We start from the raw sequence: 23,094 nt of genomic DNA on the forward strand, positions 1-23,094 counted from the left end.
CGCACTGTGACGTGTGGCACTATGCGGGACACCCCACCGGCACAGCCCTCCACGGGAGACACTCCGAGTGCAGCAATCCGCCGTCCCGGAACTGGCACACACGCACACCCGCCCCATCCACTGGCTCGCCACGGCCACCGCCCTCGCCGGCGTCGTCGCCCTCTCCTCCGCGCTCCAGCCGGGCTCCGCCACCGCGGCCCAGGCAGCCGGCCCCGCAGGCAGACCCGCCGCGGCCGCAGCACCCCCCGACCCCACCGGAGTCGACTTCCCCCTGAAGTGCGGCCCGCTCCCGATCCTCGTACAGGACAAGGCCACCGGAGACCTCGACGGCGACGGCAGACCCGAAACGGTCGCCTCCGTACGCTGCGACGCCGGCTCCGGCACCCCGCCCAACGGGGTGTACGTCCTCACCCGGGCCGCCGACGCCGGGCAGCCGCGCATCGTCGCGACCCTCGTCGACCCCAAGGACCTTCTCACCGTCACGGACCTGACCGTCAGTGACGGCGCGGTGACAGCCACCCTCCTCGGCTACTCGTCCCTCGACGTCCCCCGGTGCTGCCCCGACGTCGACGAGCGCGCCAAGTGGCAGTGGAAGAACGGCTCGTTCCTCCGCTCGACACCCGCCGGCGCACAGAGCGTGTGAACACGGGAACAATTGATCGACCGGTAATCGTGGAACGTACGTACGACCGCGCTCCTGTGAGAAACCGGACAGTGGCGAGTGTGTGAATCAGCCGGCGGTGGCGCGGAGTGGTCGGACCATCACTCCGCGTCCGGGCCGAAAACCTCGACCCTGTCCGAAACTCGACGTACGTGAATACAGTCGCCCGGACACTCCTTCGCGGAGTCCACCACATCTGTCAGCAGCGGCAGCGGTACCGGTGTCGTCGCCCCCGGGGCCTGCAACAACTCGTCCCCGGGGCTCTTCACGTACGCCAGCCCGTCGATGTCCAGCTCGAACACCTCCGGCGCGTACTGGACACAGATTCCGTCCCCTGTGCACAGGTCCTGGTCGATCCAGACCTCCAACGCCTCACCGTCGGCCACGGACTCCTCCTGCACGGTCACATCTCCTGCCGTTTCTGTCCCGAGCAAGACAATCCGACGGCAAGTCGGCCCAGCTCTGACGGGTGTTGAACACTTCGACCCTACCTCCGGCCGCTTCCCAATCATGTTCTGTGGGTATCCCCCTGGCGTGAGGGAGAGCGCAAGGGTGAAGATCGGACACACCTCTAGAGTCTTTGTGATCTAGGGGTTTCAATCGACACCCACCCAGGTAGGGTCTGGAAGCGTCCAGCTCCCCTTGGAGGAGGTGAGGACCGTGGCAGCCCACGACGACGACATGAACCGCGGCATCCGCCCGGGACGAGGGTCCGACGACCCGTCCGGGCAGATTGCCTACCTTGAGCAGGAGATCGCCGTCCTGCGGCGTAAGCTCGCCGACTCTCCGCGACACACGAGGATTCTCGAAGAGCGGATCGTCGAACTGCAGACCAACCTGGCCGGCGTGTCCGCACAGAACGAGCGGCTCGCCAACACACTCCGAGAGGCCCGCGACCAGATCGTGGCCCTCAAGGAGGAAGTCGACCGGCTGGCACAGCCCCCGGCAGGCTTCGGTGTCTTCCTCGTGGCCAACGAGGACGGCACGGCCGACATCTTCACCGGAGGCCGCAAACTCCGCGTGAACGTCAGCCCCAGCGTCGAGCTCGAAGAGCTCCGACGTGGCCAGGAAGTGATGCTCAACGAAGCTCTCAACGTGGTCGAGGCCATGGAGTACGAGAGCGTCGGTGACATCGTCACCCTCAAGGAGATCCTCGAGGACGGCGAGCGCGCACTGGTACAGGGGCACACCGACGAGGAACGGGTGGTAAGGCTCGCCGAGCCCCTCCTGGACATCGTCATCCGCCCCGGCGACGCCCTCCTGCTCGAACCCCGCTCCGGCTACGTCTACGAAGTCGTACCGAAGAGCGAGGTCGAGGAACTAGTCCTCGAAGAAGTACCCGACATCGGCTACGAGCAGATCGGCGGCCTGGGCAACCAGATCGAGATGATCCGCGACGCGGTCGAACTCCCGTACCTCCACCCCGAACTCTTCAAGGAGCACGAACTCAGGCCGCCCAAGGGCGTCCTGCTCTACGGGCCCCCCGGATGCGGAAAGACACTCATCGCCAAGGCCGTCGCCAACTCGCTGGCCAAAAAGGTCGCCGAGGTCACCGGACAGGCCACCGGCAAGAGCTTCTTCCTCAACATCAAGGGCCCCGAACTCCTCAACAAGTACGTCGGCGAGACCGAGCGGCAGATCCGCCTCATCTTCCAGCGTGCAAGGGAGAAGGCCAGCGAGGGCACCCCCGTCATCGTCTTCTTCGACGAGATGGAATCCCTCTTCCGCACCCGCGGATCCGGCGTCAGCTCGGACGTGGAGAACACCATCGTCCCCCAGCTCCTCGCCGAGATCGACGGCGTGGAAGGCCTGCAGAACGTGGTCGTGATCGGCGCCTCCAACCGCGAGGACATGATCGACCCCGCCATCCTGCGCCCCGGACGCCTCGACGTGAAGATCAAGATCGAACGTCCGGACGCCGAATCCGCCAAGGACATCTTCCAGAAATACCTCACCACGCGCCTCCCGCTGCACCCCGACGACCTCGGTGAGCACGGCGGCGACAGGTCCGTCACCGTCCAGAGCATGATCCAGACGGCCGTGGAACACATGTACACGGAATCCGACGAGAACCGCTTCTTGGAAGTCACCTACGCCAACGGTGACAAGGAAGTCCTCTACTTCAAGGACTTCAACTCCGGCGCCATGATCGAGAACATCGTCGGCCGCGCGAAGAAGATGGCCATCAAGGACTTCCTCGACAAGAAGCAGAAGGGCATCCGCGTCTCCCACCTCCTCCAGGCCTGCGTGGACGAGTTCAAGGAGAACGAGGACCTCCCCAACACCACCAACCCCGACGACTGGGCCCGGATCTCCGGAAAGAAGGGCGAACGGATCGTCTACATCCGTACGCTCATCACCTCGAAGCAGGGCGCGGACACCGGACGCTCCATCGACACGGTGGCCAACACCGGTCAGTACCTGTAAAAAGCGGGGTGGCTGCGGGTGCCCTCACCGGGTACCCGCAGCCAACTGTTTTTCAGGCCACAGCCGGAGCGAGGCAATGACGCAAATGATCTCCCCACCAGCGCAAAGGCGTTCTAGGCTCTTCCGTACCGCCGGGTCGCGCAGTGCGGGGACGGGCACCGCACACGCACCGGAGCACCACCGGTACTTGAGCGGCGTCCCCGACCGAGGACACCGCCGGGCAAGGAGGGCCGCATGACCGTACGGCGAGTAATGGGCATCGAGACGGAGTACGGGATCTCGGTCCCCGGCCACCCCAACGCCAATGCCATGCTCACCTCGTCCCAGATCGTCAACGCCTACGCGGCGGCGATGCACCGGGCCCGCAGGGCCCGCTGGGACTTCGAGGAGGAGAACCCGCTGCGCGACGCGCGGGGCTTCGACCTCGGCCGCGAGGTCGCCGACTCCAGCCAGCTCACCGACGAGGACATCGGCCTGGCCAACGTCATCCTCACCAACGGCGCGCGGCTGTACGTCGACCACGCACACCCCGAATACAGCGCCCCCGAAGTCACCAACCCACGTGATGCCGTCCTGTGGGACAAGGCCGGCGAACGCATCATGGCCGAAGCGGCCGAGCGCGCCGCCCAGCTCCCCGGCGCACAGCCGATCCACCTCTACAAGAACAACACCGACAACAAGGGCGCCTCGTACGGCACGCACGAGAACTACCTGATGAAGCGGGAGACCCCCTTCTCGGACATCGTGCGCCACCTCACGCCGTTCTTCGTATCCCGCCAGGTCGTCACCGGCGCCGGCCGCGTCGGTATCGGCCAGGACGGTCACGAACACGGCTTCCAGCTGAGCCAGCGCGCCGACTACTTCGAGGTCGAGGTCGGCCTGGAGACCACCCTCAAGCGCCCGATCATCAACACCCGGGACGAGCCCCATGCGGACGCGGAGAAGTACCGCCGCCTCCACGTGATCATCGGCGACGCGAACCTCTCCGAGATCTCGACCTATCTGAAGCTGGGCACCACGGCCCTGGTCCTCTCCATGATCGAGGACGGCTTCATCGCGGTCGACCTGGCGGTCGACCAGCCCGTACGCACGCTCCACCAGGTCTCCCACGACCCGACACTCAAGCGCCTGGTCAAGCTCCGCAGCGGACGCACACTGACCGCCGTACAGCTCCAGATGGAGTACTTCGAACTCGCGCGCAAGTACGTGGAGGAGCGGTACGGGGCCGACGCCGACGATCAGACGAAGGACGTCCTGGTCCGTTGGGAAGACACCCTGAACCGCCTGGAGAACGACCCCATGAGCCTCGCCGGCGAGCTCGACTGGGTCGCCAAGCTGGAACTCATGGAGGGCTACCGGCGCCGGGACGACCTCGACTGGGACGCCGCCCGGCTGCACCTGGTCGACCTCCAGTACGCCGACGTACGGGCCGAGAAAGGCCTCTACAACCGCCTCGTGGCCCGTGGGCGCATCAAGCGCCTGCTGGACGAGAACGAGGTCGAGCGGGCCCGCACGAAGCCCCCGGAGGACACACGCGCGTACTTCCGCGGACGCTGCCTGGAGCAGTACGCGGACGACGTCGCGGCGGCCTCCTGGGACTCCGTGATCTTCGACCTGCCGGGCCGGGACTCGCTCCAACGGGTCCCAACCCTGGAGCCGCTTCGCGGAACGCGTAATCACGTGAAAGAGCTCCTGGACCGCTGCCGCACGGCAGAAGACCTGGTCAGGGTCCTGTCGGGCCACTGAGCGGGCCTTTGGGCCGGTGCGGCCGGGCAGGGTGGAAAGTGTGGCGTCCGGGAATCATCGAGGTGGTTCCCGGACGTTGTAGCAACAGCGGGGCCAATGTCGGACCCTGCTTGTAGGGTCTGATCAAGAACGTCGAACCGAGCGGGGTGAGGGTTATGGCGACCAAGGACACCGGCGGCGGACAGCAGAAGGCGACGCGCAGCACCGAGGAGGTCGAGGAGGCACCTGAGGCACAGGTATCCGAAGACCTCAAGGAGCGCCAGGAAAAGCTGAGCGACGACGTGGACTCCGTCCTGGACGAAATTGATGACGTCCTCGAGGAGAACGCAGAGGACTTCGTCCGTAGTTTCGTTCAGAAAGGCGGCGAGTAGCCTTCGAATCGAAGGTGATGGGGGTGCTCGTGTCAGGCGATGGCGGTGTGAAGCGCTGCGTGCGGTGTGGTGAGTACAAGGCGCGCGCAGCCTTCACCCGCAAGCGGTCAAACCTTGACGGCTTGCAGCGGCATTGCCGTGACTGTGCGACCCGTTATCACTGTCGCGCACCGGAGCCCCAGGTGCTCGGCCCTAAAGGCAATGTGCCCGCCGGGCACAAGCGTTGCCGGGGGTGCGGCGAGGTCAAGCCGCACAACGCCTGGCATCGGCAGGGTGATGGGTTTGCCAGCCGCTGCAAGGCTTGCAGAGCGGCCGTGGCGCCTGCGCGGCATCTGTGGCGCAGGTACGGCCTGACCGAGACAGACCGAGACGAGCTGATCGCCGCCCAGGGCGGGGTCTGTTGTATCTGCCTATCTGCTCCTGCGACGCAGGTGGATCACTGTCACAAGACGGGTAGGGTCCGAGGCGTACTGTGCTTCAACTGTAATTCCGGCCTCGGCCTGTTGAGGGATGACCCCGCAGCTGCGTACCGAGCGGCCGATTACCTGGAAGGAAACGCGTGGAAGCCAACACTCGTAGCACCGGGCGTCTACCGGCTGCCTTCCTGACGCCCGGGTCGTCGTCCTTCGTCGACTTTCTCTCCGATTACCAGCCCGATCTCGTCCCCGGCAACCGCAAGTTGCCCTCTGCCCATGGTGCGATCCAGGCGCCGCACGGGACGACCATCGTGGCCGCCACCTTCCCGGGTGGTGTCGTGCTCGCCGGTGACCGGCGGGCGACCATGGGGAACGTCATCGCGCAGCGGGACATCGAGAAGGTGTTCCCGGCGGACGAGTACTCGGCTGTCGGGATCGCCGGCACCGCCGGTCTGGCCGTCGAGATGGTCAAGCTGTTCCAGCTGGAGCTGGAGCACTTCGAGAAGGTGGAGGGTGCGCAGCTCTCGTTCGAGGGCAAGGCGAACCGGCTGTCCACCATGATTCGTTCGAACCTCGGGATGGCCATGCAGGGCCTTGCCGTGGTGCCGCTGTTCGCCGGGTTCGATCTGGACCGGGAAAAGGGGCGCATCTTCTCGTACGACGTGACGGGTGGGCGTTCCGAGGAGCACGACTATGCCGCGACGGGGTCGGGGTCGGTCTTCGCGCGCAGTGCGATGAAGAAGCTGTACAGCCGTGATCTGAGCGAGGCGGACGCGACGACGCTGGTCGTTCAGGCGTTGTACGACGCTGCGGACGACGATTCGGCGACCGGTGGTCCCGATGTCGCGCGCCGGATCTACCCGATTGTCACCGTGATCACCGAGGACGGTTTCCGCAGGCTGACGGACGAGGAGTCGGCCGAGGTCGCCCGTTCGATTCTGGAGCGGCGTCTGGAGCAGCCGGACGGCCCGCGTGCCGCGCTGCTGTGAGGGTGAGTTCGCGGAAGCTGTAGTGCCTCTACTTGTTCAGGTAGTCCAGTGACTTCGACAGAAAGGGACGGTTAATCGGTGTCGACGCCGTTCTATGTCTCACCCCAGCAGGCGATGGCCGACCGGGCGGAGTATGCCCGCAAGGGCATTGCCCGTGGTCGCAGCCTGGTTGTGCTGCAGTATGCCGATGGCATCGTGTTCGTCGGCGAGAACCCGTCCCGTGCGCTGCACAAGTTCAGCGAGATCTATGACCGGATCGGCTTCGCGGCTGCCGGTAAGTACAACGAGTACGAGAACCTGCGGATCGGTGGTGTGCGGTACGCCGATATGCGCGGGTACACGTACGACCGCGCCGATGTGACGGCTCGTGGTCTGGCGAACGTGTACGCGCAGACGTTGGGCACGATTTTCTCTTCGGCGGCGGAGAAGCCGTACGAGGTGGAGTTGGTCGTCGCGGAGGTCGGTGAGACCACTGACGGTGATCAGATCTACCGGCTTCCTCATGACGGTTCGATCGTCGATGAGCACGGTTCGGTGGCGGTCGGTGGTAACGCCGAGCAGATCAGCACTTATCTGGATCAGCGTCATCAGGACGGGATGTCCTTGGCCGAGGCGCTGAAGTTGGCGGTTCAGGCTCTGTCGCGCGATACGAACGGCACCGAGCGGGAGATTCCGGCGGAGCGGCTGGAGGTTGCGGTGCTGGACCGTACGCGTCCGCAGAAGCGGAAGTTCAAGCGGATCGTCGGTCGTCAGCTCGGCCGGTTGCTGGAGGCCGGTGGGGCGACCACGGAGGCGGAGAGCGCCGAAGAGGACGAGAAGTAGCAGCGACCGTGTCCGTGTAGCGGTGGTTGTGTTCCGCCTGTTTGTTGTCTTGATTCGCACCCCGGTTGCCTGTGGCGGCCGGGGTGCGGGCGTTGGTGCGGGTGTCAGAGGCGGCCGGGCGGGGGCGCTGTGGAGTCTCGTACGACGAGTTGGACGGGGATGTCGCCCTGGGTGGGGGTGCGGCCGTCGAGTACGGCGAGGAGGGCCTGCATGCCGCGTTCGCCGAAGAGTTCTGCGTCGAGGCGGACCGTGGTGAGTTCGGGGTCGATGGCAGTGGCGAGGGCGAGGTCGTCGAGGCCGGTGACGGAGAGGTCGTCGGGGATGCGCAGGCCGAGGCGGCGGGCGGCCTTGTAGGCGCCGGTGGCGAGTTTGTCGTCGTCGCAGACGAGGGCTGTGGGGTGGGGGCCGGGGCCGGTGAGGGCGGCTGTGACGGACTGTTGGGCGCCCTCGAAGGAGATGGGGGCCTGGATGGTGCGCAGGTCGGTGTCGGGGACGCCGGCGAGCCGTGTGGCGAGTTCGTGGGCGCGTACGGCGAAGGTCCAGGAGGGGATGTCGGCGGCGAGGTGCAGGAAACGGCGGTGGCCGAGGGCTAGGAGGTGGTCGGCGACCTGGCGTACGCCGTCGGCGATGTCGAGGTTGACGGTGGCGGCGCCGAGGCTGCCGTGGGGGTCGCTGTCGAGCATGACGAGGGGGAGCTGGTCGCCGCGGATGGCGGTGAGGGCGTCGGCGGCCATGGAGGAGGCGATGACGCCGTCGAGGGCTGCCCGGGCGGAGTGGAAGGGGTCGCGGGCGGGGCCGATGCCTTCGGGGGAGGGGTAGAGGACGACGCCGAAGCCGTGTTCGGCTGCGATGCGGGCGGCTCCGGTGTAGACGCCTGCGAAGAACTCGGTGGTGAGGGCGGGGACGACGAGGAGGACGGTGCGGGTGTGACCGAGGCGTAGGTTGCGGGCGGCGAGGTTGGGGCGGTAGCCCAGTTCGCGGGCGGCGGTGCGTACGCGTTCGGCGGTGGTCTCGGAGACGCGCCCGCGCCACTTGTCGCCGAGGACGAGGGAGACGGCGGCCTGGGAGACGCCCGCGGCCCTGGCGACGTCACGGCTGGTGGGTCGGGTGCTGCCTCGTGCCACCGGGGGCCGCTCCTTCATGTGGACGTGTGGACGTGTGGACTGGCCACATGGTACGTATGACGGGCGACGTTATACGTAACACTTCCGGCGTCGCGATTGACGGGAAGGGCTGGTCATGGCGGCGGGATACCTGGAGATCCTCAGGTCACGGCATGCGGTGCGGCTGTTGGCGGGCACCCTGGTGGGCCGGTTGCCGAACGCCACGGCGGCGATCGCGATCGTGCTGTTCGTCCGGGCCGAGGGCGGCACGTACAGCCTCGCCGGTGGGCTCGCCGCGGCGTACGGGGTGGCCAATGCCGTGGGGCAGCCACTCCTGGGGCGGCTGGTCGACCTGTACGGGCAGCCGCGGGTCCAGTTGCCGGCCGCGCTCGTGTCGGCGTTCGGCATGGCGGTGTTCGCGTTCGCGGGCACCGGTCCGCTGCCGCTCGCCTATGCCGCCGTGGCGGTCGCCGGGCTGTTCACGCCTCCCCTGGAGGGCGGTCTGCGCGCGCTGTGGCCCTCCGTCCTCGGTAAGGAGGGCCAGGTGCACACGGCGTACGCGATGGACGCGGTGGCGCAGGAAATCCTGTTCACCGTGGGGCCGTTGCTGGTGACGTTGTGCGCGTCGCTGTGGTCGGCGCAGGTGGCGTTGCTCGTGCTGAACGTGATCGGGGTCCTGGGGGCGCTCTCCGTGGTGCTGTCGCCGCCTTCGCGGGAGTGGCGTTCGGCGCCGCGCGAGGCGCACTGGCTGGGCGCGCTGCGGTCGCCGGGGCTGTTGGTGATGCTGGGGGCGTTCCTGTTCGTGGGGATCGCGCTGGGGTCCATCGCGGTCGCGTCGATCTCGTACGCGGACGACCACGGCGGTGACACGGTGTACGGCTGGCTGATGGCGGCCGTCGGGCTGGGCGCGCTGCTGGGCGGGGCTGTGTACGGGGCGCGGCAGTGGAGTGGGCCGGCGGAGCGGCGGTTGACGGTGCTGGTGGGGTTTCTGGCGGTGTGTTATCTGCCGTTGACACTGATGCCGGGTGCGGTCGCGATGACGTTGCTGATGGTGCTCGCGGGGGTGTTCCTGGCACCGGCTCTCGCGTGTGTGTTCGTGCTGGTGGACCGGCATGCTCCGCGGGGGACGGTCACCGAGGCTTTCTCCTGGCTTGTGACGACGTTCACCGTTGGCGCGTCGCTGGGTACGGGGCTCACAGGGCCGGTCGTGGAGTGGGGCGGAACGCTGTGGGGGTTCGTCGTGCCGGGGGGTGCCGGGGCCGTGTCGTTGCTGGTTCTGCTGGTCACCGGGCGGGTGCTGGCGGCTCCCGTCGGGGGTGCGGTGGTTGCGGTCTCATCGGAAAATGATCCAAACCGTGCTGCCGGATCCCGTTTCAGCTCGGGGGATCGGGCGTAATGTTCAGTCATGGACCGCCGCATTTTCGGGCTGGAGAACGAGTACGGCGTCACGTGTACGTTCAGGGGACAGCGGCGTCTGTCTCCCGACGAGGTGGCTCGGTACCTCTTCCGCCGTGTCGTGTCATGGGGCCGTAGCAGCAATGTCTTTCTGCGAAACGGCGCACGCCTCTATCTTGACGTGGGATCACATCCGGAATACGCGACACCGGAATGTGACGACTTGACGGAACTCGTCACTCACGACAAGGCCGGCGAGCGCATTCTCGAAGGACTCCTGGTGGACGCCGAACGACGCCTGCACGAGGAAGGAATCGCGGGCGACGTCTACCTCTTCAAGAACAACACGGACTCGGCGGGCAACTCTTACGGTTGCCACGAGAACTATCTGGTGGCCCGGCACGGGGAGTTCTCCCGGCTCGCGGACATCCTCATTCCGTTCCTCGTCACCCGCCAGCTTCTGTGCGGTGCGGGCAAGGTGCTGCAGACGCCGCGCGGTGCCGTGTACTGCGTGAGTCAGCGGGCGGAACACATCTGGGAGGGCGTCTCCTCGGCGACGACCCGGTCCCGGCCGATCATCAACACGCGTGACGAACCGCACGCGGACGCCGAGCGCTATCGCCGGCTGCATGTCATCGTCGGCGACTCGAACATGTCCGAGACGACGATGCTTCTGAAGGTCGGTGCCACCGACCTCGTCCTGCGCATGATCGAGGCGGGCACGGTGATGCGGGACCTGACCCTGGAGAACCCGATCCGGGCGATCCGCGAGGTCAGCCACGACATCACGGGCCGCCGCAAGGTGCGGCTGGCCAGCGGCCGGGAGGCCTCGGCGCTGGATGTACAGCGCGAGTACTACGAGAAGGCCGTGGACTTCGTCGACCGGCGAGGTATCCGCACGGGCACGGTCGCGCAGGTGCTGGAGCTGTGGGGTCGGGTGCTCGACTCCATCGAGGCCGAGGACCTGGACCGGATCGGCACCGAGATCGACTGGGTGATGAAGTACCAGCTCATCGAGCGGTACCGGGCCAAGCACAACATGACGATGTCGCATCCGCGCGTCGCTCAGATAGACCTCGCCTATCACGACATTCACCGCAGGCGGGGTCTTTACTACCTGCTGGAGAGGAAGAACCTGGCCGCCCGGATCTGCAACGACTTGAAGATCTTCGAGGGCAAGTCGGTTCCGCCGCAGACCACTCGCGCGCGGTTGCGCGGTGACTTCATCAGGCGGGCTCAGGAACAGCGCCGTGATTTCACGGTCGACTGGGTGCATCTGAAGCTCAACGACCAGGCGCAGCGCACGGTGTTGTGCAAGGACCCCTTCCGCAGTGTCGACGAGCGGGTGGAGAAGCTGATCGCCGGTATGTGAGTCACCGGTATGTGAGATTTGCGGCCGGACGTGTTTCCGGAACGCAACGCGGGCGCCGTACGTTTTTCCGTACGGCGCCCTTCTCACGTCGTAGAGTTGCGCGCACGCCAGCAACCCAAGATCGACACCGATACGAGGCTTTCACCGTGCGCCGACGCTCAGTTCTCCTTGCCGTACCTGCCGGACTTGTCACGCTCGCCGGATGCGGCGACGACGAGTCCGACAAGAGCAAGGCCAGTGACAGCAGTCCGTCACCTTCGGCGTCGGGTTCGTCCGGCGCGCCGGCGCCGAAGATCGTCGACGGTCCGCTGCCGGCGATCACCGCGGGGGCGAAGTTCGACGAGAAGCCGACCGTGGCCAAGGGCAGCGGCACGCCGTCGAAGGATCTCGCGGTGAAGACACTCATCGCGGGCAACGGCAAGACGGTCGTGGAGAACGACTACCTGGTGGCGAACTACCTGGGCCAGGTCTGGGATTCGGGGAAGGTCTTCGACAACTCGTACGACCGGGGGACCGCGCTCGTCATCCAGCTCGCGCAGGGCGGCATCATCGACGGCTGGCGGTATGCGCTGACGGGCCGGAAGGCCGGCAGCCGTGTCGAGATGGCCATTCCGCCGACCTGGGGTTACGGCTCGCAGGGCAACTCGCAGGCGGGTATCAAGGGCACCGACACGCTGGTGTTCGTCGTGGACGTCAAGGACACGTTCAACGCGAAGAGCTCGGCGAAGGGCAAGGTCGTCGCCCAGGACGACGCCGCTCTGCCGAAGGTCGGTACGAACACGGACGGCGCGGCCCCCTCGATCGAGGTCCCGAAGTCCGCCGCGCCCACGAAGCTGGTGGCGAACTACGTGATCGAGGGCGAGGGCGAAGTGGTCAAGGAGACCGAGTCGGTCCTCGTGCAGTACAAGGGCGTGCTGTGGGACACGGGCAAGGAGTTCGACTCGTCGTACAAGAACGGGCAGCTGGTCTCGTTCGGGCTGTCGCAGGTCGTCAAGGGCTGGGCGCAGGGGCTGGCCGGCAAGAAGGTCGGCAGCCGCGTGATGATCTCCATTCCGCCGGCCCTGGGTTACGGGGACAACCCGCCGCAGGGCAGCGGTATCGAGAAGGACTCGGTGCTGGTGTTCTCCGTGGACATCCTCGCGAAGATGTGACCGCTTCGCGGAGGTCGGCCTGGCGCGGGCGTCACCGCGCCGGGGATGAAAGACTGTGCGTGTTGCCTTTGTTCATTCACCAGCAGGAGCCAGAGACGTGAGCATCGAGAAGCCCGAGATCGACTTCCCGGGCGGCGAGCCCCCGGCGGACCTCCAGATCAAGGACATCTGGGAGGGCGACGGCGCCGAAGCGGTGGCGGGTCAGAACGTCACCGTCCACTACGTGGGAGTTTCCTTCAGCACGGGCGAGGAGTTCGACGCCAGCTGGAACCGGGGCACCCCGTTCAAGTTCCCGCTGGGCGGGGGCCGGGTCATCAAGGGCTGGGACCAGGGTGTCCAGGGCATGAAGGTCGGCGGCCGGCGTGAGCTGATCATCCCGGCCCACCTCGCCTACGGCAACCAGAGCCCCACGCCGGCGATCAAGCCGGGCGAGACGCTGATCTTCGTGGTGGACCTGGTCGCGGTCTGACGGTCCGGTCCGATCGTCGTACGACAGTCGAATGTGATCGGGATCGGGTCGGATCGTCGTACGAAATAGGTACGAGGTTCGACCGAACTTGATCATTCTGGGTCCATGCCTGTCCGGGCATGGACCCTCGGCTTTTGCCGCGCCACTTCGGGGCGGTACGGTCATCCGTCGTAAGCACCATAGGTAGGACGAAGGGCGTCGATGGCCATTGCCAAGGCAGAGCGGCTGATGAACCTGGCGCTGTGCCTGCTCGGAACGCGTCGGCCGCTGAGCAAGCGCGAGCTGCGTGACTCCATCGAGGCCTACCTCGAGGCGGGCAGCGACGACTCCTTCAACCGGATGTTCGAGCGTGACAAGGACGATCTGCGCGAACTCGGGCTCGTCATCGAGACGGTGGAGAACCTCGACGGCGAGGTCGGCTACCGTGCCGGCCGTGACAGCAACCGGCTGCCGCCCATCACCCTCGATGCCGAGGAGGCCGCCGCCCTGGGCCTGGCCGCGAAGGTCTGGCAGCAGGCCCGCCTCGCCGGTGCGGCCAGTGGCGCGTTGCAGAAGCTGCGTGCGGCCGGGCTGCCCGAGGATGTCGACCCCTACGAGGCCCATGGCGCCCTGGAACCGCGTATCCCGGTGCACGAGGCCGCCTTCGAGCCGCTGATGCTGGCGTGCCGGGACCGCCGCCCGGTCGCCTTCGACTACCGCAAGGCCACCGCCGCCCGCCCGGAGCCCCGTCAGGTGGAGCCGTGGGCGCTGGAGTGCTGGCGCGGCCACTGGTATCTGGCGGGCTGGGACCGCGACCGGGGCGCCGAACGCGTGTTCCGCCTGTCGCGGATCACCGGCAAGGTCCGCAGCCGGAGCGCGAAGTTCACCGCCGACGTGCCCGATGTCGTCACGGTCCGCGAGACCGTCGCCAGCTGGGCGGGAGAGGGCGCCGACCGTTCCGCGCTGATCCGGCTGCGGGCGGGCGCCGGCTACCCCCTTCGGGCGAAGGCGTCCCAGGTGCGGGAACTCGGCGAGGGCTGGGACGAGTTGGAGATTCCGTACGGGCACGGGCTGGACGCCTGGTTGGTGGAGTTCGGGCCCGACGTGGTGGTCCTGGAACCGGCCGAGCTGCGTGCCGACGTGGTGGACCGGCTGCGCGCCGTGGCCAAGGGCTGAGGGAGAGCACAAGCAAGTGGCAGGCAAACCGGCCAGGCCCGTGAACGCCATCGACCAGACGCGGCGGATGCTGTCCCTGGTCACGTATCTGCGCGAGCGGCCCGGCGCGCGCGTCAGCGACGTCGCCCGTGCGTTCGGGATCACTGAGGACGAGCTGGTCTCGGACCTGGACGTGCTGCCCATGTGCGGCACCAGCTTCCGCGGCGGCGACCTGCTCGACATCGACACCGACGGCGACCGGATCTGGTGGCACAACCCCGCGGCCCTCGGCGAGGAGGCCGCCGAGCCGCTCAGACTGGCCGCCGACGAGGCGACCGCACTGCTGGTCGCCGCCCGCGCGGTGTCCACGCTGCCCGGGCTGCGCGAGGGCGACCGGCAGGCGCTGCTGCGGGCCACCGCCAAGGTGGAGACGGCGGCCGGCGAGGCCGCCGGGGCCAGCGCGCGGCTGTCGGTGACCTTCGAGTCGGAGGGCGGCGTCTTCGCGGACGTCGACCGGGCGATCTCCGAGCGCCGCCGCCTTTGGATCCGCTACTACTCGCCCGCGCGTGACGAGCTCACCGAACGGGAGATCGACCCGATCCGCCTGGTCAGCGTTGGACACACTTATGTGGAGGCTTGGTGCCGGCGCTCCGAGGCGCGTCGCACCTTCCGCCTCGACCGGGTCGCCGAGATCAGGATCCTGGACGAGCCGGCCGCGCCGCCCGAGATAGAGCTGCGGGACCTGTCGGAGGGCTTGGTGCAGCCCGCCGCCGAGGATCCCGAGGTGGTCGTCGAGGTCGGGCCCGGCGGGCGCTGGGTCGCCGAGTACTACCCGCACGACAGCGCCGATGAGCTTCCCGACGGCGGGCTGCGTATCACTCTGCGCACCCCGGAACCGGCGTCGCTGCGACGCCTGGCACTGCGGCTCGGCCGCGACGGGCGCATCGTCTCGCCGCAGGACCTGGCGGACAGTGCCCGGCAGGCCGCCCAGGAGGCGCTGGCGGCGTACGACGGCCCGCAGGCCCCTGGGACGCGGTCGCCGACGTCCAGGGCGCACGGAGTTCAGGACGGGCTGTACGACAGGCGGGAGCAGGAGCGTTGAGCGAGTCTCCGATGTCAGGTGTTCGGGACATGACCGTGGCCGCGGCCTTCGCCGGGATGAGAAGGGTGGCACCCGTGGTGTTCCGGGCCGCCTGCCCGGACTGCCGCGGCAACTTCGAGCTCACCGCGGGCTCCCTGCGCCTGGCCATCGGCGCCACCAGCCGGACCACCTTCTACTCCTTCACCTGCCCCGACTGCGACGTGACCGTCCGCAAACCGGCCGGCGAGCGCGTCGTCGAGCTGCTCACCGGCGGCGGCGTCAGGACGCTGCGACTGGCCGGGCCGGCGTGAGGAGCGCTCCGCGAGATATGCGGTTCCTCTGCCGCGGAGCAGGGGTGGGGTTGTTCGCCCCCGCCGCCCTTACCCTTCCCATCCTTCCCATCCTTCCCAGCCTTCCCAGAGGGGGGGACCCCACTGTGGGGGCTGCGCCCCCAGACCCCCGCTTCGGCCCTGAAGGGGCCGCCTCGTCCTCAAACTCCGGACGGGCTGGAGGTGCCCCGGCCGCCGCTGAGGTGAGGGTGGGAAACGTGAGGGGCTAGGCTCGGCGCCATGTTCTGGCCGATGTTCGCGATCGCTGTGGGGTTCCTGGGACTCGCCGTTCTCGGGGTGCTCGCCGTCCGGGTCTTCCTGGAGGCGCAGCGCCTGGGAAGGCAGGTCACGGACTCGGCGCGGCGCATCAACCGGGCCGCCGAGGACCTGGAGCGGGCCGCTGTGCACACGGCACGCTCTGTGGACGCGCTGTGACTGTCCGGCGGCTCTCCTGTGAGTCCTCGGGTTGATGTGTTTTGGGCGACTTCGGCCTGTCACCTTGTCGGTGTCGGCAGGTACGCTGCTGATCGCGGCCGGAAAACGAGGCCCGGACCGCAAACCGGGAGTACGCACAGGGATTGCCTCAGGTTTACCCCCGAGCGTTACGATCGCTGTGAACACGACGGTCGGACGCCTGTCCGAACGATCGGACAGCACCCCCACCCAGCCGCCTCGGTGAGAAGGTAAAGACTTATGTTCGGAAGGCTCGGCGCCCCCGAGATCATTCTCATCCTCGTCGTCATCATCCTGTTGTTCGGCGCGAAGAAGCTTCCGGACATGGCGCGCTCGCTCGGCAAGTCCGCGCGCATCCTGAAGAGCGAAGCCAAGGCGATGAAGTCCGAGGGTCAGGACCCCGCCCCCGCCGCCCCGCCGCACACCGACGAGCAGCCCCCGGTGCAGCGCACCATCCAGGCCGCCCCCGGTGACGTGACGAGCGCGCGCCCGGTCACCGAGCCCACGGACACGACCAAGCGCTGACGCTGACGCAAGGCCGGATGCCTCCGGCCTGCCGCACGAGATGAGGACGTGGGTTGCTCAAGTCTGCCCGCAACAAGGAGAAGGAGAGGGATCCCGAGGGGCGGATGCCCCTCGTGGAGCATCTCCGCGAGTTGCGAAACCGCCTCGTGAAGAGCCTGCTGGCGATCGTCGTCACGACCGTGATCGCGGCCTTCTTCTACAAGGACATCATCCAGTTCTTCACGGACCCGATCCTGGATGCGGTGGGGTGCAAGTACAGCTTCGCGGAGCTGTCCGAGGCCACCACTGACACGACCCAGTGCGCGCGCATCGTGCAGAACGGTCTGCTCAGCCCCTTCACGCTCGCGCTCACCGTTTCGTTGTCGTCCGGCGTCGTGCTCGCCACCCCGGTCTGGCTCTACCAGCTCTGGGGTTTCGTGGCGCCGGGCCTGCACCGGAACGAGAAGAAGTACAGCCTCGGCTTCGTGGCGGCGGGGTTCCCCCTGTTCCTGATGGGGGCGTACTTCGCCTACTGGTCACTGCCCAAGATGGCGTCCGTGATGCTGGAGTTCTCCATCATCGGCAGCGACAACCAGCTGCCTCTCGACGACCTTCTGCAGCTGATCATGCGGATGATCCTCGTCTTCGGCCTCTCCTTCGAGATGCCGCTGCTGCTGGTGATGCTGAACTTCGGCGGCGTCCTCTCGGGGAAGAAGATGGCCGGCTGGTGGCGGGGCATGATCATGGGCATCACGGTGTTCGCCGCGCTCGCCACCCCCAGCACCGACCCCATCTCCATGCTGGCGCTGGCGGGCCCCATCTGGGTCATGTACTTCGGCGCGTCGGCCATCGCCCTGGCCAACGACCGGCGCCGTGCCCGCCGCGACGCGGAGGGACCGGACGACGACGAGGCCTCCGACCTCGACCTCACCCCTGAGGACATCGACGAGATCGAGCCCGTCTCCGCCAGCCGCGCCGCACTGCCCGAACAGACGGGCACGGAACGGGTGAACGGCTATGACGACGTGACCTGAGACGGCGTCGGCTCCTCCTGAGCCTGTGGGCACCGTGACGGTGCTCCCCGGTGGAGCGGGAGTACGGACAGGGAGAACGAACAGCGGCCCATCGCCGAGCGATGGGCCGCTGCTGTTCCTCGTGGTGCTTCCTGTGATCCGATGTCAGATGCTGGGCGAACCGCCCAGCGACCAGGTGCCGCCGCCGTCACCGTCGTTCTGGATGTTCCAGGCGACGCTACCGTCGGCGGTCCAGCCGCCTGTGGTGGCGCTGTGGTACGTGCTGCCGACGACCCGCGTGGAGCCGTCGATAGCGTAGTTGACTCGCCCGGCGATGCTGACGTTCTCGTTCTCGAAGTCCGCGTCGTTCCGCTCCAGGCGGAGGTTCAGGACGAGCTTCTCCATGCCGCTGCTCGCACCGCCACCGCCGTCCGACCAGGCGATGTCGGCGTAGGCGTAGTAGTCGTTGCCGGCCGTGCGGTGCACGCACAGCGTGACGTAGAGATCGAGGTTGACCCCGACCGTGTCGAACTCCTTGTGCTGCTGGCTGCTGCACTTGGTCGCTGCGGCTGCCATGGCCGAACCGGGCGTCAGCGCCACGGCGCCCACGGCCACCATGCCGACCGCTGCCGCCGTGCTGGTCAGGCGCGCGAATGTGTACTTCACAAGATCCCCCTTGTTCGGTCCTGCGTCGGGCGTGACATGCGCACGTAAGTGCGCTCATCGGTTTGTGATCTTTCATGACAGTCAAGAGTGGCGTCAAGGTTCTTGGGATGGGGATCTGCAAGCGCTTGCTGACGGTCTGTGGGTCAGGAGACCGCAGTATGGGCACAGGTCATCCGGATAATGATCGTCCTGTTGTCAGTGGGGGCCGGTAGTCTCGAAAGCACGATGACAGAGGACCTCTCACCGGCCGAGCGGTATGCGGCAGCACGGAAGCGCGCTGTCGAGCAGGCCACCGCACTCGCGTCCTTCCGCGAGATGTACGACTTCGGTCTCGACCCCTTCCAGATCGAGGCCTGCCAGGCGCTCGAAGCCGGGAAGGGCGTGCTGGTGGCCGCCCCCACCGGTTCGGGCAAGACGATCGTCGGCGAGTTCGCCGTCCATCTCGCCCTCCAGCAGGGCAAGAAGTGCTTCTACACGACACCCATCAAGGCCCTGTCGAACCAGAAGTTCTCCGACCTGTGCCGTCGTTACGGCGCGGACAAGGTCGGCCTGCTCACCGGCGACAACAGTGTCAACTCCGATGCCCCGGTGGTCGTGATGACCACCGAGGTGCTCCGGAACATGCTGTACGCGGGCTCGCAGACCCTCCTGGGCCTCGGCTACGTGGTGATGGACGAGGTGCACTACCTCTCCGACCGCTTCCGCGGCGCCGTGTGGGAGGAAGTGATCATCCATCTCCCCGAGTCGGTCACCCTCGTCTCGCTGTCGGCGACCGTGTCCAACGCCGAGGAGTTCGGCGACTGGCTTGACACCGTGCGCGGCGACACCCAGGTGATCGTCTCCGAGCACCGGCCCGTGCCGCTGTTCCAGCACGTGCTCGCCGGACGCCGGATGTACGACCTCTTCGAGGAGGGCGAGGGCAGCAGGAAGGCCGTCAACCCCGACCTCACCCGGCTCGCGCGGATGGAGGCCCAGCGGCCCTCCTTCCAGGACCGCAAACGCGGACGTGCCATGCGCGAGGCCGACCGTGAGCGGGAGCGCAGATCGCGCTCACGCGTGTGGACGCCGGGGCGCCCCGAAGTCATCGAACGGCTCGACAACGAAGGCCTGTTGCCCGCCATCACGTTCATCTTCAGCCGCGCGGCCTGCGAGGCCGCCGTACAGCAGTGCCTGTACGCGGGACTGCGGCTGAACGACGACGAGGCGCGGGAACGCGTGCGTGCCCTCGTCGAGGAGCGCACCGCCTCCATCCCCGACGAGGACCTGCACGTCCTCGGGTACTACGAGTGGCTGGAGGGCCTGGAGCGAGGCATCGCCGCCCACCACGCGGGCATGCTGCCGACGTTCAAGGAGGTCGTCGAGGAACTCTTCGTGCGAGGCCTCGTGAAGGCCGTCTTCGCCACCGAGACCCTCGCGCTCGGCATCAACATGCCGGCCCGCTCGGTCGTGCTGGAGAAGCTCGTCAAGTGGAACGGCGAACAGCATGCCGACATCACCCCCGGCGAGTACACCCAGCTGACGGGGCGTGCGGGGCGGCGTGGCATCGACGTCGAGGGTCATGCCGTGGTGCTGTGGCAGCGCGGGATGAGCCCCGACCACCTGGCGGGACTGGCCGGCACGCGCACGTATCCGCTGCGCTCCAGCTTCAAGCCGTCGTACAACATGGCGGTCAACCTCGTGGACCAGTTCGGGCGGCACCGCTCTCGCGAGCTGCTGGAGACCTCGTTCGCGCAGTTCCAGGCCGACAAGTCGGTCGTCGGGATCTCCCGGCAGGTGCAGCGCAACGAGGAGGGCCTGGACGGCTACAAGGAGTCCATGACCTGCCACCTGGGCGACTTCGAGGAGTACGCGGCACTGCGCCGTGACCTCAAGGACCGGGAGACCGACCTGGCCCGGCAGGGCGCAGCCCAGCGGCGTGCCGAGGCCGCCGTCGCGCTGGAGAAGCTCAAGCCCGGTGACATCATCCACGTCCCCACGGGCAAGTACGCGGGCCTCGCTCTCGTCCTCGACCCCGGACTGCCCGCCGGCCGGTCCAACGGCCACCGCGGCTTCGAGCAGCACGACGGCCCACGGCCGCTGGTGCTGACGGCCGAACGGCAGGTGAAGCGGCTGGCGTCCATGGACTTCCCCGTGCCCGTCGAGCCGTTGGAGCGGATGCGGGTCCCCAAGTCCTTCAACCCGCGTTCGCCGCAGTCCCGCCGCGACCTCGCCTCGGCGCTGCGCACCAAGGCCGGGCACGTCCCGCCCGAGCGGGCCCGCAAGCAGCGTGCCCAGGCGGCGGACGACCGGGAGATCGCCCGGCTGCGCACCGCGATCCGCGCCCATGCCTGCCACGGCTGCAACGACCGCGAGGACCACGCCCGTTGGGCCGAGCGCTACCACCGGCTGCTGCGCGACACCTCGCAGCTGGAACGGCGCATCGAGGGCCGTACGAACACCATCGCCCGTACGTTCGACCGCATCGTCGCCCTGCTCACCGAGCTGGACTACCTGCAGGGCGACGACGTGACCGAGCACGGCAAGCGGCTCGCCCGGCTCTACGGCGAGCTGGACCTGCTGGCCAGCGAATGCCTGCGCGCGGGTGTGTGGGAGGGGCTGTCACCCGCCGAACTCGCCGCCTGTGTCTCGGCGTTGGTGTACGAGTCCCGGGTCGCCGACGACGCCATGGCACCCAAGGTGCCGTCCGGCAAGGCCAAGGCCGCGCTCGGCGAGATGGTCCGCATCTGGGGCCGGCTCGACGCGCTGGAGGAGGAGTTCCGGATCACCCAGAGCGAGGGCGTAGGCCAGCGCGAGCCGGACCTCGGATTCGCCTGGGCGGCCTACGAGTGGGCCTCCGGCAAGGGCCTCGACGAGGTGCTGCGCGAGGCGGAGATGCCGGCCGGCGACTTCGTCCGGTGGTGCAAGCAGGTCATCGACGTCCTCGGGCAGATCTCGGCCGCGGCGCCGGTCTCCGGCGTAGAGGGGTCAACGGTCGCGAAGAACGCGCGCAAGGCCGTGGAGGGGCTGCTGCGGGGGGTCGTGGCGTACTCGTCCGTGGGGTAGCCGTCGGCGGGTCGTGATCCGGCGGTTGTGGTTCTGCTCGGTGGGTGCGTGCGGGTTCTCTGTGTCTGCTCGCACCCACCGCTCAGGCCGCGCTCCATCGAGGTGCGCGTGTGCTGCCGGGTTCCCGTGTATCCGAGCGCGCTGGTTGCGATCGGGTGTTCGGGGCCGTGGTGGTCAGCGGCGGTCGTTCAGGTACGCGCGCCAGCCGCCGTACGTCGTGATGTCCTCGGCGCCTTCGAGGGCGGCCGGTTCGCACAGGAAGCCGGATACGTGGGTGCCGTCGGCGAGTTCGACGCGGCCCAGGGCCATCGGGCGGGGGAGGGCGGCCAGGAAGTGGCCGAGGCCTTCGGCGGGGAGACACCATACCTCCGCCTCGACGGACGCCCCGCCGGTTTCCCCCTCGCCGACATGGACCAGGCCCGGCTTCGGCGGGGTCGTGGGGAGCGCGTGCAGGCGGTAGACGGGTGCCGTCGTGGTCGTACGTTCCAACCGGGCGCCCAGGGCGAGGAGTTGGGGGTTGAGCGGCTGGCCCGCGAGATGCGCGCCGACCACCGCGAGACGGGCCTCGGGCTGGAGCAGGCGGGCGATCGTGGCGAGCCGCTCGTCGGTGAACGCCGGGCCGATCAGCATCACGCCGAACGGGAGACCGTCCACCTCGCCCGCGGGCACGGCGACCGCGGCCTGGTCGAAGAGGTTGGTGGAGTTGGTGAAGCGGCCCAGACGGGCGTTGGCGCCCAGCGGGTCGGCGGCGACCTCGGCGAGGGTGGGGTGGCCGGGGGCCGTGGGCAGCAACAGGGCGTCTGCGTCGGCCAGTTCGGCGAGCGCGCGGGTGCGCAGGGTGGTCAGCCGCTCCTGGTCGGCGTAGAGCTGGTGGGCGGGGACGTCGCGGGCACGGGTGATGATGCCGGCGACGGTGGGGTCGAGAGTCGCGCCCGCTTCACCACCCTCGGCGAGCAACTTGTCGACGAAGGTGCCCACCGCTGTGTAGCGCTCCGCGACGAACGCGCCCTGGTACAGCATCGCGGCGGCCTCGGTGAACGGGGTGAGGTCGAGCGTGCGCACGGAGACGCCCGCCGTGCGGAGCTGCGTCACCGTGGCCTCGTACGCCTGTGCCCAGCCCGGGTCGAGTTCGCCGAGTTGGGCGAGCGGCGGTACCGCCACGCGCCAGGGGCCGGGGGCGCGCTGGGGGAGCGGCGGGAGGTCGCGGGCGGGCGGGGACGCCATGTGCGCGAGTGCCTGCTCGGCCTCCGGGAGCGTACGGGCGAAGACGGTCACACAGTCGAGGGAGGCGCAGGCCGGGACGACGCCGGTGGTGGGGACCAGGCCTCGGGTGGGCTTGAGGCCGACGATGCCGTTGAAGGCGGCGGGGACACGGCCGGAGCCGGCGGTGTCGGTGCCGAGGGCGAAGTCGACGAGGCCCAGCGTCACGGCTGTGGCTGAGCCGGAACTCGAGCCGCCGCTGATGCGGGTGGGGTCGTGGGCGTTGCGGACCGGGCCGTAGGGGGAGCGGGTGCCGACCAGGCCGGTGGCGAACTGGTCGAGGTTGGTGGTGCCGAGGAGGAGGGCTCCGGCGTCCTTGAGGCGGGCGACGACCGGGGCGTCGGCCTCGGGGTGGTAGGCGTATGCGGGGCAGCCGGCGGTGGTGGGGAGGCCCTGGACGTCGATGTTGCCCTTGGCGGCGAAGAGTCTGCCGGCCAGGGGGAGGTGGTCGCCTGCGGCGAGGCGTTCGTCGATGCGGGTGGCTTCCGCCTCGACCTCGGTCTGCGGGCGTAGGTCGATCCAGACCTCGGGGCGGGCTACGGCGTCGATGCGGGCGTAGGCCGTACGGACTCGGGTCAGGGTCGACATCTGTGCTCCTTGAGGTGGGCTGGGGTGGTGCTGTCGGCTGCGGGCGGGTGGGCGAGGGGTTTCTCGTCCCCGCCGCCCCTACCCGGCCTGTCCCTGGGGGCT

22 protein-coding genes are annotated in these 23,094 nt (G+C 68.2%); 18 read left to right on the forward strand and 4 right to left on the reverse strand.

What is annotated here, in order from left to right; all coding sequences use genetic code 11:
* The first annotated feature begins 67 nt into the window (after positions 1 to 67).
* Entirely contained in the window at positions 68 to 643 is a 576-nt protein-coding gene (locus G3I71_RS33340; RefSeq protein ID WP_164320533.1) for a hypothetical protein, read from the forward strand.
* A gap of 119 nt (positions 644 to 762) precedes the next feature.
* On the opposite strand, the gene G3I71_RS33345 is transcribed toward G3I71_RS33340, so the two are convergent.
* Entirely contained in the window at positions 763 to 1,068 is a 306-nt protein-coding gene (locus G3I71_RS33345; protein WP_164320535.1) for a ferredoxin, read from the reverse strand.
* A gap of 253 nt (positions 1,069 to 1,321) precedes the next feature.
* Here G3I71_RS33345 and arc point away from each other — a divergent pair, with 253 nt between their 5' ends.
* The 6 genes from arc (at position 1,322) to prcA (ending at position 7,432) form a co-directional block, all read left to right on the forward strand.
* The gene (arc, locus tag G3I71_RS33355) at positions 1,322 to 3,088 is read left to right on the forward strand and encodes a proteasome ATPase (protein ID WP_164320537.1); all 1,767 of its coding nucleotides are present in this window, start codon (positions 1,322 to 1,324) and stop codon (positions 3,086 to 3,088) included.
* A gap of 234 nt (positions 3,089 to 3,322) precedes the next feature.
* Complete coding sequence (gene dop / locus G3I71_RS33360; protein WP_343243142.1) at positions 3,323 to 4,834, forward strand: depupylase/deamidase Dop; 1,512 nt, start codon at positions 3,323 to 3,325, stop codon at positions 4,832 to 4,834.
* A gap of 155 nt (positions 4,835 to 4,989) precedes the next feature.
* Positions 4,990 to 5,205, forward strand: a complete 216-nt coding sequence (locus tag G3I71_RS33365) for a ubiquitin-like protein Pup (RefSeq protein ID WP_006379817.1) — start codon at positions 4,990 to 4,992, stop codon at positions 5,203 to 5,205.
* A gap of 17 nt (positions 5,206 to 5,222) precedes the next feature.
* Positions 5,223 to 5,813 (forward strand): endonuclease VII domain-containing protein, encoded by a 591-nt coding sequence (locus tag G3I71_RS33370; RefSeq protein WP_164320539.1) that lies wholly within the window; start codon positions 5,223 to 5,225, stop codon positions 5,811 to 5,813.
* Entirely contained in the window at positions 5,765 to 6,610 is an 846-nt protein-coding gene (gene prcB, locus G3I71_RS33375) for a proteasome subunit beta (RefSeq protein WP_164320541.1), read from the forward strand. The genes G3I71_RS33370 and prcB overlap by 49 nt, the downstream gene beginning before the upstream one ends.
* A 78-nt stretch (positions 6,611 to 6,688) precedes the next feature.
* Complete coding sequence (gene prcA, locus G3I71_RS33380) at positions 6,689 to 7,432, forward strand: proteasome subunit alpha (RefSeq protein WP_164320543.1); 744 nt, start codon at positions 6,689 to 6,691, stop codon at positions 7,430 to 7,432.
* Between the two features lie 104 nt (positions 7,433 to 7,536).
* Here the strand turns inward: prcA and G3I71_RS33385 are convergent, their stop codons facing one another.
* On the reverse strand, positions 7,537 to 8,556 hold the full coding sequence (locus G3I71_RS33385) for a LacI family DNA-binding transcriptional regulator (RefSeq protein WP_164320546.1): 1,020 nt from the start codon (positions 8,554 to 8,556) through the stop codon (positions 7,537 to 7,539).
* 115 nt (positions 8,557 to 8,671) lie between these two features.
* Between G3I71_RS33385 and G3I71_RS33390 the strand changes: the two genes are divergently transcribed.
* From G3I71_RS33390 to tatC, 10 genes are all read left to right on the forward strand, one after another.
* Positions 8,672 to 9,931 (forward strand): MFS transporter, encoded by a 1,260-nt coding sequence (locus tag G3I71_RS33390; RefSeq protein WP_164320548.1) that lies wholly within the window; start codon positions 8,672 to 8,674, stop codon positions 9,929 to 9,931.
* Positions 9,932 to 9,940: 9 nt separating this feature from the next.
* Positions 9,941 to 11,302: a Pup--protein ligase gene (gene pafA / locus G3I71_RS33395; RefSeq protein ID WP_164320550.1), complete on the forward strand. Its 1,362-nt coding sequence runs from the start codon at positions 9,941 to 9,943 to the stop codon at positions 11,300 to 11,302.
* Positions 11,303 to 11,448: 146 nt separating this feature from the next.
* On the forward strand, positions 11,449 to 12,453 hold the full coding sequence (locus G3I71_RS33400) for an FKBP-type peptidyl-prolyl cis-trans isomerase (RefSeq protein WP_164320552.1): 1,005 nt from the start codon (positions 11,449 to 11,451) through the stop codon (positions 12,451 to 12,453).
* A 97-nt stretch (positions 12,454 to 12,550) separates the two neighbouring features.
* Positions 12,551 to 12,922: an FKBP-type peptidyl-prolyl cis-trans isomerase gene (locus tag G3I71_RS33405; RefSeq protein ID WP_164320554.1), complete on the forward strand. Its 372-nt coding sequence runs from the start codon at positions 12,551 to 12,553 to the stop codon at positions 12,920 to 12,922.
* Positions 12,923 to 13,123: 201 nt separating this feature from the next.
* Positions 13,124 to 14,077 (forward strand): YafY family protein, encoded by a 954-nt coding sequence (locus G3I71_RS33410; protein ID WP_164320556.1) that lies wholly within the window; start codon positions 13,124 to 13,126, stop codon positions 14,075 to 14,077.
* Positions 14,078 to 14,093: 16 nt separating this feature from the next.
* A complete protein-coding gene (locus G3I71_RS33415; RefSeq protein ID WP_164320557.1) occupies positions 14,094 to 15,158 on the forward strand; it encodes a WYL domain-containing protein in 1,065 nt (354 codons plus the stop codon).
* Entirely contained in the window at positions 15,155 to 15,448 is a 294-nt protein-coding gene (locus G3I71_RS33420; protein WP_164320560.1) for a hypothetical protein, read from the forward strand. The genes G3I71_RS33415 and G3I71_RS33420 overlap by 4 nt, the downstream gene beginning before the upstream one ends.
* A 258-nt stretch (positions 15,449 to 15,706) precedes the next feature.
* A complete protein-coding gene (locus G3I71_RS33425) occupies positions 15,707 to 15,901 on the forward strand; it encodes a hypothetical protein (protein WP_006379812.1) in 195 nt (64 codons plus the stop codon).
* 258 nt (positions 15,902 to 16,159) lie between these two features.
* A complete protein-coding gene (gene tatA / locus G3I71_RS33430) occupies positions 16,160 to 16,444 on the forward strand; it encodes a Sec-independent protein translocase subunit TatA (RefSeq protein WP_164320563.1) in 285 nt (94 codons plus the stop codon).
* A 53-nt stretch (positions 16,445 to 16,497) separates the two neighbouring features.
* Positions 16,498 to 17,457, forward strand: coding sequence for a twin-arginine translocase subunit TatC (gene tatC, locus G3I71_RS33435; protein ID WP_164320565.1), 960 nt, complete (start codon positions 16,498 to 16,500; stop codon positions 17,455 to 17,457).
* 144 nt (positions 17,458 to 17,601) lie between these two features.
* Here tatC and G3I71_RS33440 read toward each other — a convergent pair whose 3' ends face one another.
* Positions 17,602 to 18,102: a hypothetical protein gene (locus G3I71_RS33440; protein WP_343243143.1), complete on the reverse strand. Its 501-nt coding sequence runs from the start codon at positions 18,100 to 18,102 to the stop codon at positions 17,602 to 17,604.
* A 180-nt stretch (positions 18,103 to 18,282) separates the two neighbouring features.
* Between G3I71_RS33440 and G3I71_RS33445 the strand changes: the two genes are divergently transcribed.
* Positions 18,283 to 21,144 carry an RNA helicase gene (locus G3I71_RS33445; protein WP_164320567.1) on the forward strand — a complete coding sequence of 954 codons (2,862 nt, stop codon included), beginning with the start codon at positions 18,283 to 18,285 and terminating at the stop codon, positions 21,142 to 21,144.
* Positions 21,145 to 21,318: 174 nt separating this feature from the next.
* Here G3I71_RS33445 and atzF read toward each other — a convergent pair whose 3' ends face one another.
* Positions 21,319 to 22,992 (reverse strand): allophanate hydrolase, encoded by a 1,674-nt coding sequence (gene atzF / locus G3I71_RS33450; protein WP_164320569.1) that lies wholly within the window; start codon positions 22,990 to 22,992, stop codon positions 21,319 to 21,321.
* Between the last annotated feature and the right edge of the window lie 102 nt (positions 22,993 to 23,094).

This window comes from Streptomyces sp. SID12501 (assembly GCF_010550245.1).
GTDB lineage: Bacteria > Actinomycetota > Actinomycetes > Streptomycetales > Streptomycetaceae > Streptomyces.

Bases quoted from the DNA above. Each gene is read 5' to 3' on its own strand.
- G3I71_RS33425 (WP_006379812.1), top strand. From the start codon at position 15,707: ATGTTCTGGCCGATGTTCGCGATCGCTGTGGGGTTCCTGGGACTCGCC.
- G3I71_RS33410 (WP_164320556.1), top strand. From the start codon at position 13,124: ATGGCCATTGCCAAGGCAGAGCGGCTGATGAACCTGGCGCTGTGCCTG.
- G3I71_RS33390 (WP_164320548.1), top strand. From the start codon at position 8,672: ATGGCGGCGGGATACCTGGAGATCCTCAGGTCACGGCATGCGGTGCGG.
- G3I71_RS33445 (WP_164320567.1), top strand. From the start codon at position 18,283: ATGATCGTCCTGTTGTCAGTGGGGGCCGGTAGTCTCGAAAGCACGATG.
- tatA (WP_164320563.1), top strand. From the start codon at position 16,160: ATGTTCGGAAGGCTCGGCGCCCCCGAGATCATTCTCATCCTCGTCGTC.
- G3I71_RS33365 (WP_006379817.1), top strand. From the start codon at position 4,990: ATGGCGACCAAGGACACCGGCGGCGGACAGCAGAAGGCGACGCGCAGC.
- atzF (WP_164320569.1), bottom strand. From the start codon at position 22,992: ATGTCGACCCTGACCCGAGTCCGTACGGCCTACGCCCGCATCGACGCC.
- dop (WP_343243142.1), top strand. From the start codon at position 3,323: ATGACCGTACGGCGAGTAATGGGCATCGAGACGGAGTACGGGATCTCG.
- pafA (WP_164320550.1), top strand. From the start codon at position 9,941: ATGGACCGCCGCATTTTCGGGCTGGAGAACGAGTACGGCGTCACGTGT.
- G3I71_RS33370 (WP_164320539.1), top strand. From the start codon at position 5,223: ATGGGGGTGCTCGTGTCAGGCGATGGCGGTGTGAAGCGCTGCGTGCGG.